We start from the raw sequence: 20,136 nt of genomic DNA, 5'->3' as shown, positions 1-20,136 counted from the left end.
ATTTAAAAAGCAAGTTAAAGAATCAAGGTATTGATTTAATTACGTATCATCGAAAGAACATGCGGACTGCTCAACTCTGTACACAAGATGAATATCACTTAAAACAACGTAATAAGATAGAAACGTTATTTAGCTTATTGAAAGGACAATACAATTTAGTGACGAGTAAGGCACGTAGTATTCATGGATTTCTAAGTGGGATTTACGCATCGTTATGTGCATATCGATTAACCCAACGAAATAAGCCAAAAATTCAAATTATGGAATCAGTGGCTTAAACAGGATTCGGGTTAATATAATAAATTTATTAGAATAGGCTGAATCAGTGCAAGATAATTACGTTGACTAATTATTGGTATAAGATCAGTTCCATCTTCTGAAAATGTAGCATCTAAAATTACATGTTGCTGATTCGCTATAAACTAGTGTTGGAAGTCTACATTTAGAGTTGTATAAGTTCTATTCATGTAAGCAATGAATCATCTTCTCTTCCAAATCCAAGCAAAAATCTCAGGATTTTTTAACCTCAATTTTTCTTAAATTGTCCCGAAGTGATATAAAAAAACCGATGAATGACCAAACTTGACATTGCGTATTGTCAAATTTGTGCTTTAATAAAGTCATGGTTTATACAGGGTATAAAAAAAATGGAAAAGCAAGTCGATGTATTAATTATTGGTGCAGGTATCTCTGGGATTGGGCTAGCTGTGCATCTCTCTAAGAACTGTCCACAGCGTAATTTCGAGATTTTAGAGCGACGTGATAGTTTTGGCGGAACATGGGATCTCTTTCGTTACCCTGGTATTCGTTCTGACTCAGATATGTCAACATTTGGTTTTAATTTTAAACCATGGGCAAAAGATAAAGTTCTTGCAAGCGGTGCTGAGATTAAAGGTTACTTAAGTGATGTGATCAGCGAAAATAAGCTAAAAGAAAAAATTCATTTTAGTCATCGTGTACTTTCTGCAAACTATGATTCTGCAAAGAAAAAATGGTCTGTTGAAATCGAAGACAGTAACAAGAAAAAGCAAACTTGGTCAGCAAACTTTGTGATGGGTTGTACGGGTTACTATAACTATGATCAAGGTTATGCACCGAAATTTCCGAAACAAGAAGATTTCAAAGGTCAATTGATTCACCCACAACACTGGCCTGAAAACCTAGATTACACGGGTAAGAAAGTAGTGATCATTGGTAGTGGTGCAACTGCAATTACACTTGTACCTTCGATGGTGAAGGGTGGTGCAGGACACGTCACAATGTTACAGCGTTCACCATCTTATATTGCAACAATTCCTTCAATTGACTTTATTTATGAAAAAACACGTAAATTTATGTCAGAAGAAACAGCCTATAAATTTACGCGTGCCCGTAATATTGGTGCACAACGTGGTATTTATTTCTTAGCACAAAAATATCCTAAAATTGTCCGTACCTTGCTGTTAAAAGGAATTGAGCTGCAATTGAAAGGTAAAGTGGATATGAAACACTTTACCCCAAATTACAATCCTTGGGATCAACGTTTATGCGTCGTGCCAGATGGTGATTTATTTAAAGCTTTGCGTGAAGGTCGTGCGAATGTTGAAACGGATCAAATTGAGAAGTTCACGGCAAATGGTATCCAATTGAAGTCTGGTAAACACCTTGAAGCTGATATTGTTATCTCGGCAACGGGTCTGGAAATCCAAATCTTGGGTGGGGTGAAAGGCACAATCGATGGTAAACCAATGGATACGTCTCAACACATGCTTTATCAAGGCGTGATGGTGAGTGATGTACCAAATATGGCAATGATCATTGGTTATATCAATGCATCGTGGACATTGAAAGTTGATATTGCTGCGGACTATATTTGTCGTTTGATCAATCATATGGATAAAAATGGCTATGATGAAGTCATTGCTCATGCAGATCCAGCATTGCGTGAACAAGATACGATTATGGGCAAAATGTCTTCTGGTTATATTGCACGTGCAGCAGATGTGATGCCAAAACAAGGTAAAAAGGCACCGTGGAAAATTACCAATAATTATCTTGCAGATCGTAAAGACTTGAAAGATGCTAAATTTAGTGATGAAATTTTACAGTTCCACAAGCGTGGAGATCAAACTAATCGCAAGCCTAAATTAGTATCATAAGCTTTGTTTGAATGACTCTAAACCCTATGCATGCATAGGGTTTTTTATTTACAATAGTCATCTTAATCTTAGAAATATCGCGTATATTGACCTCAATATAAAATGCAAAATCAGGGATAGTTTAATGAAAAAATTGTTGATCTTGGGGACATTATTATTCAGTACTTATGTTTTTGCTGATGATGTAAAACAGAAAGAAGTGATTGCTCAGAAATTGGTATCTGTTGATGGGACAGAACAAGGTTTACAGAACACAGATAAAATGATTTTAGAGCAAGTTCGTATGCGTTTGCCTAAAGACTTACCAGAGAACTTTTATACTGATTTAAGTAAAAATTTGAATAGTGAACAGCGCAAACAATTTATTGTGCAGCGTTATGTGGAAAGTTTTAGCCAAAAAGAATTACAAGCAGCTTTAAGTTTTTATCAATCTGTTGAAGGTAAGGCATGGGCGAAAAAAGCCAGTGATGTGGGAAGTGAAGTGGCACATTTCACTACTCAAAATGCTCGAAATGCGTTAAATACTACCATGCAACAACATATTGATAATCCAACGGTAAAGCAGCTAATGGCACGAATGAATCCAACGCCTATGCCAGCTCAAATAACTGAAAAACTTGAAATTAAATAAATAAAAAAGGGATCGTGTAATTAAATACGATCCCTTTAATTTTTCAATTTATATTTTAAAGCGTACGAGAAATTAATTCTTTCATAATTTCATTTGTTCCCGCATAAATACGGTTAGCACGGTTATCGATGTAGGCACGTGCAATTGGATATTCCAACATATAGCCATAGCCACCGTGTAGTTGTAGGCCATCATCAACAACTTTTGAAAACATATCAGAAATTTTGTATTTTGCAGCTGCGGCCGCATCGACACCTAAATTTTCTTCTAACTGTAATTCCATACAGCGGTCTAAGTAAGTACGGCAGAAATCTATTTCTGTGCGCAATTCGGCAAGTTTGAAACGTGTGTTTTGGAATGTACTAATCGACTTGCCAAATGCTTTACGGTCTTTAGTATACTGTACAGTATGGGCAAACGCTGCTTCAGCACCTGCTTGGCAGATAATCGCAACCAACATACGTTCCCACGCAAGTTCTTTCATCAACATGATAAAGCCCATACCTTCCATACCCAGCAGATTTGCCTTTGGTACACGTACGTTATCAAAGAACAATTCGCAAGTATCTTGACCTTTCATGCCGATTTTATTCAAAGGTTTACCTTTGCTAAAACCAATACGATCTGCTTCAACGATGATCAAGGATAAATTGGCTGAACCTTTTTCATTGTTGCCTGTTTTACAGACCACAATTGCCATGTCACATAAATAGCCATTGGTGATAAAGATTTTGGAACCATTGATGACATACTCATCACCATCAAGTACAGCTGTAGTACGGACTGCTTGAAGATCTGAACCTGTACCTGGTTCTGTCATAGCAATTGCAGTCACAGCTTCACCAGTCGCCATTTTGGTCAACCAATGCATTTTCTGCTCTTCATTACCAAAGTTATTGATATAGTTGGCAACGATGTCTGAATGCAAAGAGAAGCCAGTACTTGAGTCCATCGCGTAGGCTTGCTCTTCGATCAGAATCATACTGTAGAGACGATCGACACCCGAACCACCATATTGTTCTGGCATGGTTGTACAAAGCAAGCCAAGTGCACCTGCTTTGTTCCATAAGTCACGATCAACATGTTGTTGATTTTCATATTTTTCAATATTTGGCACAACCTCTTTTTCATAAAATTTACGCACAGTTTCGCGAAATGCTTCATGATCAGAAGTAAATAGTTTGCGTGGCAACATATTTGGAATTGGACGAATTGCACCTGATTGCATTTGTTATTTTTTCCCTAGTCATTGGATTTAAACGATCATCATCACGATACAAGAAATCGAAAATAATGAACAATGTGATCAATGCTCAATTTGATTGATGTATTTGGTCACTTGAGAAAAAATACTGCGAAATTCGAGGGTGATCAGGTACACTATGGGGGAAAATTGTTGCGTAGTGGAACAAATAATGTCTAATGAAATAACGCTAGAAGAACGTAAGGTCGTTTATCGCGCGCGTCGTGGTTTAAAAGAAATTGATGTGTATTTTGATCCTTATGTTAAAAACCATTATCTAATCGCTGATGCTACTGAAAAAGCGTTATTTGCTGAATTGGTTGAGCAAGAAGATCCAGATTTATTGGATTGGTTTATGGAAGTAGGTGAGCCACCTCGTGCTGATTTAAAAGATTTTATTTTAAAATTAAAACATTATGTCCATGGCTAATCGTATTTTTGAGCTGCAATACAGTCGTTTTTCGATTGTATTGCAGCTCTGTATTTTTGTAGTTATTCTAAGTTTAACTTATCAATTACTATCTTTACTATTTTGGTTACTTAGTTTTTTTATTATGGCGGTTACTTGGTTTTACTTCTTAAAACAGCCTTATATAAAGCATTTTGAATATTTAGATGAGCACGATTGGTCATTCAGGTTTTCTGATCCATCTTTAGAAACTCAGCGTAGAAGCATTACTAAAATAATTGATCATCAAGCTTATATCACAATCTATTTTTCTGATTCTCACTACTCGCCTTGTATTATTTGGTGGGATCAATTGCCACTTTTACAGTGGAAAAATTTAAAATTATGGGTAAAACTTTAATAATTGTTTGACAATTCTACAACTGTATTTAATTTATAAAATAATAAATTTCAATATCTTAAATATTTTTTAATTGAGTTATTTTCAAATTGTTAGATTAAATACTCTAAAAAATCGTGAAAATAGTGATTGTCAGACAATATGAAGATCAGAAAGCATTCATTTTCGTTAAAGTACAAACACCAACGTAAAGTGTGGTGGAGGTCCAAAGTAATGGAAATTCCAACATGGTCGTTTCTGGTGATTGCAGTGATTTTTGCTGTAGTTGTAGGAAGAGCAGGAACTTTACTCAGGGAACTTCTTGAATCACATCAACCTCAAGTTGTAGTGACCAAGAGAAAGAGATTGAAAGTGTCATCAATATACACCCTCCCAGTGGATAGTGATGATGAACGCCAATCTAGTATCTATCAAAAATGGATACATAAAGTGTAGGAGGTCTCTATGGAGATTTCAATGTGGATGTTTCTAGTAATTGCGGTTGTTATGGCAATCGTTGTAGGAAGAGCTGGAACATTACTAAAGGATTATTTTCAACAAAACTAAAAGATAAAAGTTTCACGTTTTTACCAGTTAATAAGTAGCATGTGCTGAACCGTCGCAATGCTACTTTTTTTTGCCTGAAATTTTTGTATTTTCAATTCTCTGTCAATTCGCTTCTTTGTGAATTGTGTCAAAATGCGCCTGTTAAATTAGAGCAATTACTCTTTAATTCAAGTATTGCATCTGATAAGGTACATCTAAAAGGAAAAACAAATTAATTAGAGGACAGGAATAATGTCTAAACTCCATAGAATTGGACAGGGTGTGGCGGTTGCATTACTTACAACATCAATGTTGTCAGGGTGTTCATATGTGATTAAAACTGGGGCAAATGTTGCATTAGGTTTTAGTGAAAATCATATTGTGCCACCGATTTTAGCCATGGATGATGCTGAAATGGTATGTAATTCAGGGAATGCTTTAACCCCTGCAATTATGGCAACAAAAGATATGGGTGCTGATCCAACACGTATGGCGGTGTTATTGTATACGTCAGCAGGGATTTGTGCAGAAAATCAAGCACTAGAAGCTGAACTACGTTATTTACGTGCATCTAAAGCAGGTCAAGTATCTGATGCTCAAGATGCTCGTATTGAGCAAAAGCGTTGGGCTGGTATTGCTGCTCAGCGTCAATATGCTGGCTATCAACTTTTTGCAAATCGTTGGGAAGCAAAATATAAATATAAATTGGGTGATTCATGCCCAACGATGCGTAATGATTTAGATCAAACTGTTTACCTATTAGGGATGGTGAGTGGTTTACAAGCAATGACCAATGATATTAATTCTGGTGGTGCGATTAATGTACCAAAAGATATTGCTGGTATTGTTGAACGTGGTATGGCTTGCTTAGACAATGAAAAATTCTGGGGTGCGCCGATGGCGACGCGCGCAGTGATTTGGACCTTATTGCCTGGTGCGGGTGATGGTAAGCCAGAGCCTTATGCAACCATGAAAGAATCGATGCAAATTGGCGAGAAGAAAGGTGTGCGTTTATCGCATGCATTGTATGCTGTTGCTGCTCAAGCAAGTGGTGATGATGCGAAACTACGTGATGCTTTCCGTTCTTATGCTGCTGCAACAGGGGAAGATAAACCTGCAAATCCTCAATTTAGATTAATTGATCAAATGGCTGGGTTAATGGTTCGTGGTATTGCAGATCGCTATTGGACTGAAAATACCGGTGTGAGAGCAGGTGATGAAGGATTAACATCATTCTGGGATGATAAGCAGGAGAGTTCATCTGAGTTGGATGAATTGTTTGATGGTGGAAATGGTGCATCTGCTCCTGCAGAAGATAAAGCGGCTGAGTAACCTGAATTAAATGATCTTTTACAAACTGAAGAATAAACTTGTAAAAGATCATTTTTCATGAGGTATACATAAATGAAAGATCAAATATGGATACGAAAAGTCATTTTGATCGCTGTATGTGTTTCTGTATCAGCGTGTTTGCAAGTTTTTGCTGATCATTTCATTTATTGGAAGCCAAATTTACTGACCGAATTCTGGAGATTGTGGACTGCACATTGGGTTCATGTCGGATGGATGCATTTTTTATTGAATATGTTGGCATTCGCATGTTTGCCTTTTATTTTTCCTCATGCACGAAATTGGCATTTGTATGCTTTACTTTTGGTTCTTCCCCCGTTTATTAGTTTAATATTTTATTTCTTTTTACCGTATATTGATGCTTACGCAGGATTATCAGGCGTTTTGCATGGATTATATGCCGCTGTTGGTCTTGTGTATTTACAATATCCTAAAGAAAGAAAATTTGCATTATTGGTTTTGGCACTCATAGGGGCAAAGTTAATATGGGAAAATACTTTTGGACAAACAGGTACGGCGCAATTAATTGGTAGTCCAGTGTTAACCGAAGCACATTTAATTGGTGCAATTGGTGGCGTGTTATGTGGATTGGGTTATTTATTATTGAGAAGGGTACAAAGAGAACACATAAATTGATAAAAAAAACCAACAAAAAAGCGGTTGTAGTCATTCTTTTTTTAAAAAGTTTGCTGCAAATTTAGGCGGTTTAAAAGGGATTGGTTACGAAGAGGGTAAATTCATTTATCTATCAACCATGGATATCGCATGATTCAACATCTTTGGATGGATGTTGATAACAATAAACTGGAATAGACATGCAAAATGATCAAGAGAAAAAGTCTGGGTTAGCCCGATTAGGCTATATCTGGAATGATTGGATATCAACATTCATCATTCTTGCTTTGTTGCTAATGACTTTGCTTATTGGTACAGGTGAGATGATTCACGGTCAAATGCTCCGTATGGGTGAGCGTCTGTACGGTGATGAAAAAACAGGAATGCAGTATTCGTTTTTACGAGCTGAGCCTGAAAAACCAACCTGTGATCGACATCCTAATATTGATGCGCAAGTTCAACAGCAGATGAAAGCAAATGCTGCTGATGAGTTTGCGAGTATGTTCGGTGCAGCTTCAGAAGCAGATGTACGTGCTTCACTATTGGCAGCACAGCAACAATGTGAAGAAAAATATCAATTTTATGATAAAGCAATGAAACACTTGGAAGTTCATCCAAGTATTCGTACCTATCGTAAAGTTGAAACGACTTTCTTTGGTATCTTTAAGTTAGGTTCTGAAAATCAAACCGTTCTTTTATTAGTAATGGTATTGTTTGCTTCAATTACTGCTTCGTTACGTTATCACCATATTGGTTTACGTGCTCCAAAAAGTAAAATTGATTACCGAGTTTATTCTGCGCTGATGGTATTGGGTAATGGACTATTAAGTTATTCTGTTGTCAGTCAGTATCAATCAGTATTGAATTCTGGGGTTGAGGTTGCTGGAAAAACAGCGGTATTGTATTGGCTTTGGATTGCACTTTTCGTCTCATTAACGATTATCAGTATTTTTCAATTCTTTATCGTGCCAAAAACTGCACAACCTAAAGGCAACTTTGGTTTAGCTTTATTAAGTGTTCCGCTATACGCCTTCATGTCTTTGGTGACAGGTATCGTATTTACCTTCTTCATGGATTATCCGATGGGGCAAGGTATTTACTTAGGCATCTTAATTGAGTTTTCAGGTATTTTCTTAAATCTTGCCCTATTCATCTGGGCCGGTATGTTACTCACTCAAACCCGTGTGATGGATTTATTTTTAAATATCTTACGTCCATGGAACTTAGCACCTGAAACTTTAACATGGTTAATTTTGATTGCAGCAGCAATCCCTACAGCATACACAGGTGCCTCTGGTATCTTCGTTATCGCTGCGGGTGCAATCATTTATAAAGAAGTTTGGAACTCTGGTGCACGTCGTCAGTATGCATTAGCTGTCTCTGCAATGTCAGGTTCTTTAGGTGTGGTGATCCGTCCATGCTTACTTGTTATTTTGATTTCGATGCTAGATAGTCGCCATGTAACTTCTACTGAATTATTTGATCATGGTATCTATGTTTTCTGGTTAACTGCATTTATTTTCCTTGGCGTTTCATTGATTCTTGCTGAAGAAAAATTCCGTGTAAATTCACCAAAAGTTGCTGTGCCTGGAATGTTACGTGCATGTGTACCTGTGATTCCTTATGTAATCATTGGTTTTGCAGTTGTAATGTTCTATAAACTTGCGTTAGATACATCAATCAATGAATTCACAGCGCCAATGATTTTACCATTGGTGTTGATTGCAATGATTTTGTTTGACAAATTGTTTGCAGCAAAACTTGCACCAGCTCCAGTCGTTGATGCAAAGCATGAAGCATTAGTTCGTGAACATGAGCAGAAATCAGACTTCTTAAAAAGCCATGATCCTCATGGTGGTAAGAGTTTTGGTTTTGGTGGTGCATTACGTTTTGCAACTTCAGAAACAGTTGGTCATATCGGTGCGTTGATTCTACTGATGGCATTATCTGCGAGCGTTGGTGGTTTAATCGAGCGTGCTGAAGTGGTTGAGTTATTACCAACACACTTGGGTAATATCTACATTTCTCTTGCCTTTATTGCAATGTTACTTGCAATTATTGGTATGACTACCGATCCATTCGGTGCTGTAATCTTAGTTGCTGCGACAGTAGCGCCAGTTGCTTATGAGAACGGTATTCATCCGATTCACTTCTGGATGATCGTATTGGTTGCATTTGAATTTGGTTATGTAACACCACCTGTTGCATTAAACCACTTGCTGACGCGACTCTCTGTCGGGGATGAAGAAGTATCGGCTGCTGATAAGGAAGCGAAAGAGAAATACACAAGTTTCTATTATCGTTATGAGCGTTGGTTATTACCGATTATTGTATTGTTCTCATCTTTAGTGTTGGTGACTTATGCACCATATATCTTCCAAATGTTTGGTTGGTATAAACACTAAAAGTTGAAATTTAAAAAAGCAGCTTCGGCTGCTTTTTTATTACTGTCTATAAAATGGGAATTCTTATAAGTGAATGAAAGTTAATCTAATAAGTTTGTAATATTTTCCCATCCCATTTTTCTAGCAAGGTCTAAGGCGGTCATTGATTGGTTATTTGGAATTGATTTATCTAGTTTATGTTCCAATAAGGCTTGAACGAATAAAAAATTACCTGCAATAGCTTCACGGTGTAATAGTTGATTACCATGTTCATCTCTTTCATGAAGTGCGGTTGGGTTGGTTCGGATAAAGTTTAAAAAATTATCTAACATTTTCCCACACATGGGATGCTCAATTAGATTTTCTGGATGTGTTTCTTGATCATAGATAAATAAAGTCTTATTGGGATCGCCAAAATCTATTCCCCATGCTTCATCATATTCTTTTCGCCCAGAATCATTTAACTGCTTACGATATTCTTGAATCGTAAAGCCTCCATAAATTTGATCTTGAGTTAAAAACATCTAGTCAACGATAGCCTCAAAGGGTTGTTTTATATTTTCACCTGCTTGTACATTGTTGATATAGATTGGTTGATTCATTAACTGACCAGAAATCGTTGTTCCATAAAAATCAATTTGTTCTACCCACATATATTCAACTTGAGGTGAGTCTGGTGAATCGATATGTTCTTGTGTAAATGCACATTTAACATAAGCAAGATCGAAAGCAGGGACTATTCTTCGATATTCCCAATAAAGCTCTCGCCAAAAGTATTTAAAGGTTTTTTGAGCCTTCTCAAAGGCTAAAATCATTTCAGGGGATTCATTTGCAAAAATAGTATTTTTTATAGTCATCGACGTGAATTTTCCTTATTTGTGGTGTCGCTAGTTTATTTAAAACAATGAAAATATTTTTAACGTTTGAAACGCCATTTCTTATCTTTCTGTGTTAATGGACTACACAAAATAATTGCCAATAAAATAAATCCAAAACCAATCACACTATAGAAATCAGGTACTTCTTTCCAAAGTAAGAAGCCCCAGATACCTGCAAAAATAATGGCCATATAGTTTACAGGTGCAATTTGTCCAGCAGGCGCAAGTCGATAGGCATGAGACATAAAAATTTGGCTGATATTGGCAAGAATACCCGCACTGATCAGAAAGATGAGTTCTTGTAGGTGATATGGTCGCCAGACCCAGAACATTGGAATAATGGAGAGTAGTGAACCAATAAAACAAAAATAAAATACGATCCGCTCTGGTGGTTCAGTTTGCGTCAGTGCGCGTACAGTTACAAAAGCGATTGAAGCGAGTAGGCTAGAAGCGATTCCAACCACTGAAACCCAATTGAGTAAGCCCTGATCGGGTTTTGCAACGCAGAATACGCCGATAAATCCTAAAGCAGCCGCACAGAGCATTGATGTGGTGATTTTCTCTTTTAGAAATAACCATGCAATCAGTGGAATAAAAATAGGGGAGGAATAGGTAAATACCATGGCATTGGACAATTTTAAATGAGCAATTGCATAAAAGAATCCATACATTGCGGCAAGTCCCACAATACTGCGCCATGTATGCATCCAGAGTTTTTCGGTTTTTACAAATTCCGTGCCTTGCTTAAAAATAAAAGGTAGAAATAGGAACAGCCCAACCACATTACGGAAAAATACAATGGTGTAGTTATCAACAGTATGTGATGCATAACGAATACAGATGCCCATGACTGAAAAAAGGAGGGCAGATGTGGTAAGACAACCAATCGCTAAAACAAGATTACGATTAGTTTGATGATCGTTCATATCAGGTACAGGGCTGAGAGAATGAAGGTATTTTATGCCTGTCAGTAAATTAAAGAAATGTACTTTTAATCAGGATTTGAGATTTATGGATCATCGAATATAGGGGATTATATTACAAGGATTCACATCGCTATGGGTCGTATTAATATCTCTATCATTAATAAAGGTATGCTTTGTGAATTGTTTGAGGTTGATTGAAAATAATAATCAGTGAGTTGATAAAAAGCTTCAAACAATATTAAAGCTTTTATAGTGTTAAGACTTATTCTGAGCAGCAAGTTGCGCTTCTAGTAATTTAACCTGATCTTCTTTAAGCTTGAGTAAAGTATCAACATCAGTGTGTTGTTGTTTTAGGTCTTGCTGCTGATCTTTAAGCTGTTGATGAAGATCGTCTAATTTTGAAATTTCTTCTTTTGCGAGTGTGTCATTTACAGGAAGAGGATCTTTTACAATTGACTCTTCAACCAATTGAATGGGCATAGTTTTTCCACTAGCAACTTTAGCAGATTCAGTTGTTGCTATAACAGTTTTTTCAATGGCTGATTTTGTTGGTGCTATAGATGTCTCTTGATTCTTTTCAGATAAAAACCACTGTGTAGCAAAGATCAGGACAACTACGACACTGATCCCGCTAATAATCATCCATAATAATTTTGAGTTTTCATTTTGATATGATGACATCATCTTTTAACCTTTCTAGTCAAAATGACGAGGTTTGAATTGTATCACCCCAATTTCATCTGGCTCAGCGGGTTGTTGTTCTTCCACATGGGTCGGACGTTTTTCGCTATAAGCACATTCGATACATTCAATCCACTCGTCATTCACAGTGATGATCTTAACCACACGATCTAACGCTCCACATTTGGGACACTTTGCACCCGCGATGAATTGTCTTTTCATGTCAGTTAATTACACCCTATGAACAATAATGACGTAGTTTAAGCGGTTTTGTGAGTGTTCGTCCAACCTTGATGGCGTAATAATGCATCTATTTTCGGTTCTCTTTTTCGGAAATTGCGAAACGCATCAAGCGCCGTATCTTTTCCGCCAACTGCTAGAATAAACTTTCTAAACTCTTTTCCTGTCTCGGTATTAAAAATTCCTTCGCTTTCGAAACGATCAAAAGCATCACTGGCTAAAACTTCTGCCCATTTATACGAATAGTAACCTGCTGCGTAACCGCCCGCAAAAATATGGCTAAAACTGTGTTGGAAACGGTTATATGCAACGGTTGGCACAACGGTAAATTTGTTGCGAATATCATCTAAGGTCGCTTGGATCTGCTGACTGTTCAATGCAGGGGTTTGACGGTGGATGGTTAAGTCAAACAAGGCAAATTCGATCTGACGCAAAGTTTGCATACCTGATTGGAAAAACCGTGCATTGAGCAAAGCTGATAATAATTTTTGCGGAAGGGTTTGCTTAGTTTCAGTATGCTCACTCAGTACGTCTAAACTTTCATTGTCCCACGCCCAGAACTCCATGAACTGACTTGGTAACTCGACTGCATCCCAAGCAACGCCATGTGTGCCTGCAACTGAGATATTGTCCACCTCGGTAAGCATATGATGTAAGCCATGACCAAATTCATGGAATAAGGTGATCACTTCATCGTGGGTGAGTAATGCAGGTTGATCGCCAATCGGTGGCGTGAAGTTACAGACCATATAGCAAATTGGTTTTTGTAACCCATTTGCAGTCTGTACACGCGAACGGAAACCGCTCATCCATGCACCACCACGTTTGCCATTTCGAGCATAAAGGTCAAAGTAGAAACCACCAACCACTTGACCTTGATCTTCAATTTCAAAATAACGCACATCATTTTGCCAAACAGGTGCTTGGCGTTCGATGATCTGAATACCGTAGAGACGTTGCACAATTTGGAATAAACCATGTACCACCTTATGTGCAGGGAAATAAGGTTTAAGCGCTTCTTGTGAAAGATTGAATTGCTGTTGTTTTAACTTCTCTGAGTAATAAGTTGTATCCCACGGTTTTAATTCAGCAATGCCATCATGTTGTGCGATGGTTTTTAGTTCTGCAATTTCAGCCAGTGCAGGGGTACGAGCATGTTCTGCGAGATCTACCAAAAATTGATTCACTGTCTCGACATCAGGTGCCATCTTGCTAGCAAGTGAATATTCAGCAAAATTGTTGAAGCCGAGTAATTGTGCCATCTCTTGACGTAGGCTCAGAATTTCTTCCATTACGGGGGTATTATCAAACTCAGTTTTGTCTGACTGTTCTGATGCACGGGTCACATAAGCTTTATAGAGTTCTTCTCTTAACTCACGATCATCAGCATAGGTCATAATCGCAAAATAAGCAGGAAAGTCGAGTGTGGCAACAGCTTGCTCAAGCTCTCGTTGTTGTCCGTATTGCTTTAAGAGTTCAACACTACTTTGTGGTAAGCCTTTGAGTTGTGTTTCAGTTAAAGGCTTGAAGTAAGCTTGAGTTGCATCTAAAACATGATTGGAGAAATCAGATGAAAGCTGAGATAAACGTGCTGAAATTTCCGCATAGCGTTGTTTTGCTTCACCTACAAGTGCAACACCTGAAAGTTTGAAATCACGCAAAGCCAGTTTAATCGCACTTTGTTGCGCTTCACTGAGGGTTTGAAAAACGGGAGCATCATGAAGCTGTTGGTAAGTTTGATACAAGGCTGTGTGTTGTCCCAGTTGCGTATAGTATTCGCTCAAACTTGGTAATAGTGATTGGTAAACTTCACGAGTTTCTGCATTATTTATGACGGCATTGAGGTGTGACAGAATTCCCCATACTTCGCTCATGTTATTTTCAAGTTGATCCACTTCGGTCAGTGTTGCAAGTTGTGCTTCAGAGTCGTGTGGAACTTCATTCAGTTGATTTAAGAATGTTTGACCATTTTGGATACTTTGTTCAATTTGTTGTTTTAAGTCGGCAAGTTGAATTTGATCAAATTGAGGAACGGGAAGTGTCGCTTGTTGGAGAATCATTGTATTTTTGCCATATTCATCTTTAAACATAGTTATAGATGTAGGGCTTAAAGGTGGATAAATCAAGGTTGATTTGGTTGTTTGTATAATTTTCTAATGATAAAACTGTGAAAATTAGAGCAAGCTCAGCATTGAACTTGCCCTTGGGTCAATTACTCACTCTTAGCTTTCGCATTTGCCTTTTTCTTTTTTACTTTTTTCTTTGCCTTTTCTTTGGTTTCAGGCTTAGCAGATGCTTTCTTATTTGGCTTCTTCGTATAAGTGCTCGGTTTATTCTTGTCCTTTTTCTTCCGAACAGGCTTTTCACCATCTTCACTTAATTTTGCCTTGACTGGTGCTTTGCTAAACACCTCTTCGGTTGTTTGATCTTTAGTTGAAGAAGCACGCGGTGCTTTTTGACGGATCACACGACCGAGATGGGTCAACTGCTGAATGAGCTTAAAGTCAATTTTACGTTCTTCAAGATTGACACCAGCGACCTGAATTTTCACTTCATCGCCCAAGCTAAACGCTTGTCCACGATTCTGTCCAACTAAGCTCTGACTTGCTTGATCATATACAAAATAGTCTTCGCCCAATTGGCTGACATGGATCATGCCATCAACATATAAGTCTTTCAGCGTGACAAATAGACCAAATTCAGTGACTGCACTAATGATGCCAACAAACTCATCACCTAAATGCTGTTGCATATAGTGGCATTTCAACCAAGTTGTGACACTGCGAGAGGCTTCATCTGCACGACGTTCAGTTTGAGAGAAATGTTCACCTGCATCATCCAAAGCCGCACCCGAAAGTGGATAAACCTTCTTATCTAAATAGGCTTTAATCGCACGATGCAATAATAGGTCAGGGTAGCGACGAATTGGCGAAGTAAAATGAGTATAAGCCTCATACGCTAAGCCGTAGTGTCCTGAATTTTTCGCACCATAATAGGCTTGCATCATCGAACGTAATAACACTGCATGAATACTCGGTGCATCCAAACGATCTTTGGTCGCTTCAATAACACGTTGATAATCAGCTTGTGTTGGCTGTTCAGGGAATGGCAAACCGAGTAATTTCACAAAATCACGGACTTTCTGAATACGTGAAAACTCTGGTGCTTCATGTACACGATAAAGCATCGGAATATCATGTTCTAAAGCGTATTCTGCTGCTGCAACATTGGCGAGCAACATACACTCCTCAATGAGTTTATGCGCGTCATTACGAGTACGTGGCAAAATTTCTTTAATACCGCCCAACTCATCAAAGGTCATGTAGGTCTCAATGGTTTCAAATTCCATTGCATGACGTTCGGCGCGTAAACCTTTGAGTGTTTGATAAAGTTGGAATAAGGTATTCAGCGATTTGTGAATGCTTTTATCTGAAGGAATTGCATCGGTTGCACCTTCAAAATATTGTCCAACTTGGGTATAAGTCAGGCGTGCTTTGGAATGCATAACAGATGGGTAAAATTCGTAACTCGTCACTTTACCTACACGCGACAGCTTTAAATCACAGACCATACATAGACGGTCAACATGTGGATTTAAAGAACACAAACCATTTGATAATGCTTCAGGTAGCATCGGTAAAACAAAGTGTGGGAAATAAACAGATGTACCACGCTCTTCAGCTTCTTCATTTAGTGGAGAGTCTAAACGGACATAATGACTGACATCTGCAATCGCAACCACAACGCGATAGCCACCACCCGCACGTTTTTCAGCATAAACAGCATCATCAAAGTCACGTGCATCTTCGCCGTCAATCGTCACTAATGGCAGATCACGTAAATCAACACGCCCTTTCAGATCTTTTTCTGAAGGTTCTTTGAAACTTTCCGCTTCTTTGATGACTGCTTCAGGAAACTCGTAAGGTAAACCAAACTCAAGAATGGTTTGCGGAATAATAATTTCAGTATCCGCTTTATCTGCCATAGATTGAACAATATGACCTGTTGCGAGTTCTTCACGGGTTGGATAGTCATCAATTGCAACACGGAGCATATCGCCAACTTTGGCATTGGCATGCTCAATCAGTTCTTTTTCTAGGGTAATTGGTTGGTGTTGGTTTGGGTTACTTGGTTGAATAAAGTATTCACCCTCATGCTCAGACACTTTGCCAATAATTTGTTTGACGCGATGCTGTACGACTTCGGTGATAAAGCCCCACGCTTTACCTTTACGGTCAACAGAGGTTTGACGAACCTTAACGCGATCGCCGTTAAAAACTAAACGCAATTCTCTTTCAGGTAAAAGCAAATCATCTTGACCTGCGATATTGGCAGTGCCTAGACCTTTACTATTGATATAGACCGTTGCTTCATGGCTCGGTAAGTCTGTTGCAGGCTGATATTTAAAACCATCCTTCATGAGTTGACCATCACGAACCATTGCACTTAAACGATGACTTAAGGCATCAATACTTTTTTGGTCAGGGATATTAAAGTGATCCACAAGTTCTGCATGGGATTTTGCAGTTTTTAATTGTTCTAGAGTACTTAAAATAAGAGTTCGGCTAGGAATAGGGTTATCGTAACGTTCAGCTTCTGCTTTTGCTTCGGGATCAGCCCATTTTTTAATCATATCGTTTCGGTTCACATCTGGCAGATTGGTTTAGCATAAGCCATTCAACCTAGGACTGCACGTCAAAGATTGCAAGATTCTGCTTATGCGAATGATCTTAATAAAAGAAGATGGTGCTATTTTAACAAGCGTTGAAGCAAAAAAATGCCCAAAAACACCAAAATCGTTCAAAAAGTATTTGATTAGAATAAAAAAACATAAAAATTCACAATGATGACTTGTGCAAATCAGTTTTAGTTTGTATTATTGCGCTCGTGTTACGGTGAGATGGGTGAGTGGCTGAAACCACATCCCTGCTAAGGATGCGTACGGGTAACTGTACCGAGGGTTCGAATCCCTCTCTCACCGCCATTTTTTACTTAATGCGCTCATAGCTCAGCTGGATAGAGCACTTGGCTACGAACTAAGGGGTCGGGAGTTCGAATCTCTCTGAGCGCACCAAGTAGATATTGTAAAGTAACACTTGCCTCAATTGGCACATAAGTAATGCGCTCATAGCTCAGCTGGATAGAGCACTTGGCTACGAACTAAGGGGTCGGGAGTTCGAATCTCTCTGAGCGCACCAACTTAATGAAATAAACCGCTTAATTGCGGTTTTTTTGTGTCTGAATTTTAAGAATCTACTGTTATAAGTAAAAAAAGCCGTTGATCACAACGACTTTTTTATAAAGTTGATTAGAAATTATTGATTGAACTGAATAAATTGTCAGTTAGGCTCGTTAATTGTGATGGAAGAGAGATGAGGTCAGTGACTGATCCGCCATTTGGATTTGGTTCACCTACAGCAATTGTTGATGAAACAGTTCCAGTAATTGCATTCAAGATACTATCTATGCTGCCACTAATATGATAATCCCCACCGCCTAAATTGACGTTAATCAAGTTGTCGATAGTTTCAAAGGTGCTATCACTTGCTAGATTTGTGAGATTTTCTTGGATTGTGTCTATAGCGAGATTAACATTGGTAATACCACCTTGAATCGGTTGAGCAATTCCATAAATAACATCACCACTGTTAAAACCGTTGCCTATATTTGTAATAATTTCAGAAATAGATCCTAATGGGCTACCTGATATACTTCCAGTAATACCATCAATAACGCCAGTGGCAATATCAAGTGGATTACCAAAAGCAAAATCATTTGTAATATGTTGAAGAATATCTGCTGCGCTTGAACTGTTATTGATTAGGGTACCTACAACGCCAGTTGCAGACTCAAGTACACCACTAAGATCGCCACCTGATAAATCTGAAATTGCTTCAAGTGTTCCATTCACCGTATCTCGTGAAGTTTCGAAAGTAAGCGTAGCTAAATCTGCGAAGTCAGCAACCGGATGTTCAACTTGAGGAGCAACGCTGATAATCGTATCTGCAACAGTATTAATTCCTGTATTGATAATTTCTGTTTTGAGGCTTTCTACGCCCTGAAGAATATCGATACCAGTTTGGATTGCACCTGTAATTGGATTGTTGGCGAAGTCACCCCCGGTAATACCACCAATAATATCGGTTACAGCCTCAAGTGGATTTCCACTTACACCACCCGTAACACCGCCAATAATATCAGTCACAGCCTCAAGCGGATTGCCAGCGACACCACCCGTAATACCACCAATAAGATCGGTTACAGCCTCAAGCGGGTTGCCACCGATGCCCCCAGTAACGCCACCAATAATATCAGTCACAGCCTCAAGTGGATTTCCACTTACACCACCCGTAATACCACCAATAAGATCGGTTACAGTTTCAAGTGGATTACCACCGGCACCACCCGTAATACCGCCAATAATATCAGTTATGGCATCAAACGGATTGCTACCGATGCCTCCCGTAATACCGCCAATAATACCAGTCACAGTATCAAGCGGATTGCCGCCTACACCACCCGTAACACCGCCAATAATATCAGTCACAACCTCAAGCGGATTTCCACCCACACCACCCGTAACACCACCAATAATATCGGTTACAACCTCAAGTGGATTACCACCGACGCCCCCAGTAACACCACCAATGATATTGGTTACAGCATCAAGCGGATTTCCACTTACACCGCCCGTAATACCATCAATAATACCAGTTACAGCCTCAAGCGGATTGCCACCGACACCGCCCGTAACACCGCCAATAATACCAGTCACAGTATCAAGCGGATTGCCACCGACACCACCCGTAACACCGCCAATAATATCTGTGACAGTAGCAACAGGGCTGCCGCTGCTAATATCGGTTAAATCGCCCACAATGTGCTGAATCGTATTTGAAGCAGTAGAACCATTATTGATGAGTGTGCCGATAACGTCAGTTGCTGAGCCAATTGCGCCATTAATATCTGCACCAGCGAGATTTGAAACCGCCTCGAGACTTCCATTCACTGTATCGCGTGAGGTTTCAAAGGTAAGCGTACCAAGATTTGCTAAATCTCCGATCGGATGCTCTGATTGGTGAACCGTCCCTATAACTGCATCGGCTACAGTATGGATACCTGAATTAATAATACTGGTTTTTAGACTTTCTACACCTTGAAGAGTGTCTATAGTTGTTTGAACCGTACTCGTGACAGGATTGTTGCTGAGATCACCTCCTGTAACCCCTCCGATGATTCCCGTTACAATATTGACAGGGTTACTTCCAGTGGTTCCTAAGATATTTGTCACTACATTGAGTGGGGAAGTTCCTATTCCAGTTGTAATACCACCAACAAGATTAGTCACGGTATCAACTGGATTCGTGGTTGTTCCTCCTGTGACACCACTAACAATATTCGTCACTGTAGATAATGGACTGCTATTCCCCGTTACACTGCCTAAAGTACTGGTAATCGTACTTATTGGAGAACTTGCAACGCTATTGCTAACCGTATTAATGGTTTGATTTACCGTATTTGTAATTGAACTCGTCGAAACGATGTTTGTGATTGATGAAAGAGAAAGGGGAGCTAAGGTTGAACCTGTGATGGATGAAGTTGTTGTATTACTATCTAATAAATTCGAGGTAATACTTTTAATTGGTGATAAAAGACTTTTGAAAAGCATAGTGGTACCTATATTTTTAAAGTTGTATTATTTTAAGTAATTATTAA

At 38.7% G+C, this 20,136-nt stretch carries 16 protein-coding genes, 3 tRNA genes and 1 pseudogene; 12 read left to right on the top strand and 8 right to left on the bottom strand.

Annotated features, from left to right (window positions below; genetic code table 11):
• The 3 genes from C502_RS18415 to C502_RS0115135 form a co-directional block, all read left to right on the top strand.
• Positions 1-278 (top strand): transposase (locus tag C502_RS18415; protein ID WP_018679642.1); only part of this gene is annotated, 278 nt, incomplete at its 5' end.
• A gap of 369 nt (positions 279-647) precedes the next feature.
• The gene (locus tag C502_RS0115140; protein ID WP_018679641.1) at positions 648-2,138 is read left to right on the top strand and encodes a flavin-containing monooxygenase; all 1,491 of its coding nucleotides are present in this window, start codon (positions 648-650) and stop codon (positions 2,136-2,138) included.
• Between the two features lie 124 nt (positions 2,139-2,262).
• Entirely contained in the window at positions 2,263-2,769 is a 507-nt protein-coding gene (locus tag C502_RS0115135; protein WP_018679640.1) for a DUF2059 domain-containing protein, read from the top strand.
• A 55-nt stretch (positions 2,770-2,824) separates the two neighbouring features.
• Here the strand turns inward: C502_RS0115135 and C502_RS0115130 are convergent, their stop codons facing one another.
• Entirely contained in the window at positions 2,825-3,997 is a 1,173-nt protein-coding gene (locus C502_RS0115130) for an acyl-CoA dehydrogenase family protein (RefSeq protein ID WP_018679639.1), read from the bottom strand.
• Positions 3,998-4,184: 187 nt separating this feature from the next.
• Between C502_RS0115130 and C502_RS0115120 the strand changes: the two genes are divergently transcribed.
• The 6 genes from C502_RS0115120 to C502_RS0115090 all read left to right on the top strand — a co-directional run bounded on the left by C502_RS0115120 (position 4,185) and on the right by C502_RS0115090 (position 9,716).
• On the top strand, positions 4,185-4,442 hold the full coding sequence (locus C502_RS0115120) for an FAD assembly factor SdhE (protein WP_018679637.1): 258 nt from the start codon (positions 4,185-4,187) through the stop codon (positions 4,440-4,442).
• Complete coding sequence (locus C502_RS0115115) at positions 4,429-4,821, top strand: hypothetical protein (protein ID WP_026315816.1); 393 nt, start codon at positions 4,429-4,431, stop codon at positions 4,819-4,821. Before C502_RS0115120 ends, C502_RS0115115 begins: the two co-directional genes overlap by 14 nt.
• A gap of 213 nt (positions 4,822-5,034) precedes the next feature.
• Positions 5,035-5,256, top strand: coding sequence for a hypothetical protein (locus C502_RS0115110; RefSeq protein ID WP_018679635.1), 222 nt, complete (start codon positions 5,035-5,037; stop codon positions 5,254-5,256).
• Positions 5,257-5,598: 342 nt separating this feature from the next.
• Complete coding sequence (locus C502_RS0115100; RefSeq protein ID WP_018679634.1) at positions 5,599-6,678, top strand: hypothetical protein; 1,080 nt, start codon at positions 5,599-5,601, stop codon at positions 6,676-6,678.
• Between the two features lie 72 nt (positions 6,679-6,750).
• Positions 6,751-7,332: a rhombosortase gene (gene rrtA / locus C502_RS0115095; protein ID WP_018679633.1), complete on the top strand. Its 582-nt coding sequence runs from the start codon at positions 6,751-6,753 to the stop codon at positions 7,330-7,332.
• Between the two features lie 179 nt (positions 7,333-7,511).
• Positions 7,512-9,716 carry a TRAP transporter large permease subunit gene (locus C502_RS0115090; RefSeq protein ID WP_018679632.1) on the top strand — a complete coding sequence of 735 codons (2,205 nt, stop codon included), beginning with the start codon at positions 7,512-7,514 and terminating at the stop codon, positions 9,714-9,716.
• Between the two features lie 80 nt (positions 9,717-9,796).
• Here C502_RS0115090 and C502_RS18410 read toward each other — a convergent pair.
• From C502_RS18410 to rnr, 6 genes and pseudogenes are all read right to left on the bottom strand, one after another.
• Positions 9,797-10,552: pseudogene (locus tag C502_RS18410) on the bottom strand (DUF2314 domain-containing protein).
• Positions 10,553-10,611: 59 nt separating this feature from the next.
• The gene (locus C502_RS0115080; RefSeq protein ID WP_018679629.1) at positions 10,612-11,499 is read right to left on the bottom strand and encodes a DMT family transporter; all 888 of its coding nucleotides are present in this window, start codon (positions 11,497-11,499) and stop codon (positions 10,612-10,614) included.
• Between the two features lie 255 nt (positions 11,500-11,754).
• Positions 11,755-12,180, bottom strand: a complete 426-nt coding sequence (locus C502_RS0115075; RefSeq protein WP_018679628.1) for a hypothetical protein — start codon at positions 12,178-12,180, stop codon at positions 11,755-11,757.
• Between the two features lie 15 nt (positions 12,181-12,195).
• Entirely contained in the window at positions 12,196-12,402 is a 207-nt protein-coding gene (locus C502_RS0115070) for a YheV family putative metal-binding protein (RefSeq protein WP_018679627.1), read from the bottom strand.
• A 38-nt stretch (positions 12,403-12,440) separates the two neighbouring features.
• A complete protein-coding gene (locus C502_RS0115065) occupies positions 12,441-14,480 on the bottom strand; it encodes a M3 family metallopeptidase (protein ID WP_026315815.1) in 2,040 nt (679 codons plus the stop codon).
• A 152-nt stretch (positions 14,481-14,632) separates the two neighbouring features.
• Positions 14,633-17,053 (bottom strand): ribonuclease R, encoded by a 2,421-nt coding sequence (gene rnr, locus C502_RS0115060; protein WP_018679625.1) that lies wholly within the window; start codon positions 17,051-17,053, stop codon positions 14,633-14,635.
• A 261-nt stretch (positions 17,054-17,314) separates the two neighbouring features.
• On the opposite strand from rnr, the gene C502_RS0115055 reads away from it, so the two are divergent.
• The 3 genes from C502_RS0115055 to C502_RS0115045 all read left to right on the top strand — a co-directional run bounded on the left by C502_RS0115055 (position 17,315) and on the right by C502_RS0115045 (position 17,618).
• Positions 17,315-17,404: transfer RNA gene (locus C502_RS0115055), tRNA-Ser, on the top strand.
• Positions 17,405-17,417: 13 nt separating this feature from the next.
• Positions 17,418-17,494: transfer RNA gene (locus C502_RS0115050), tRNA-Arg, on the top strand.
• Between the two features lie 47 nt (positions 17,495-17,541).
• Positions 17,542-17,618 (top strand) — tRNA-Arg (locus C502_RS0115045).
• Between the two features lie 110 nt (positions 17,619-17,728).
• On the opposite strand, the gene C502_RS0115040 is transcribed toward C502_RS0115045, so the two are convergent.
• Positions 17,729-20,089, bottom strand: a complete 2,361-nt coding sequence (locus C502_RS0115040; RefSeq protein WP_018679624.1) for a beta strand repeat-containing protein — start codon at positions 20,087-20,089, stop codon at positions 17,729-17,731.
• Between the last annotated feature and the right edge of the window lie 47 nt (positions 20,090-20,136).

Origin of the sequence: Acinetobacter tjernbergiae DSM 14971 = CIP 107465, assembly GCF_000374425.1 — a bacterium.
Taxonomy (GTDB): Bacteria; Pseudomonadota; Gammaproteobacteria; order Pseudomonadales; family Moraxellaceae; genus Acinetobacter; species Acinetobacter tjernbergiae.
This window is presented reverse-complemented; position numbering and strand designations above follow the sequence as displayed.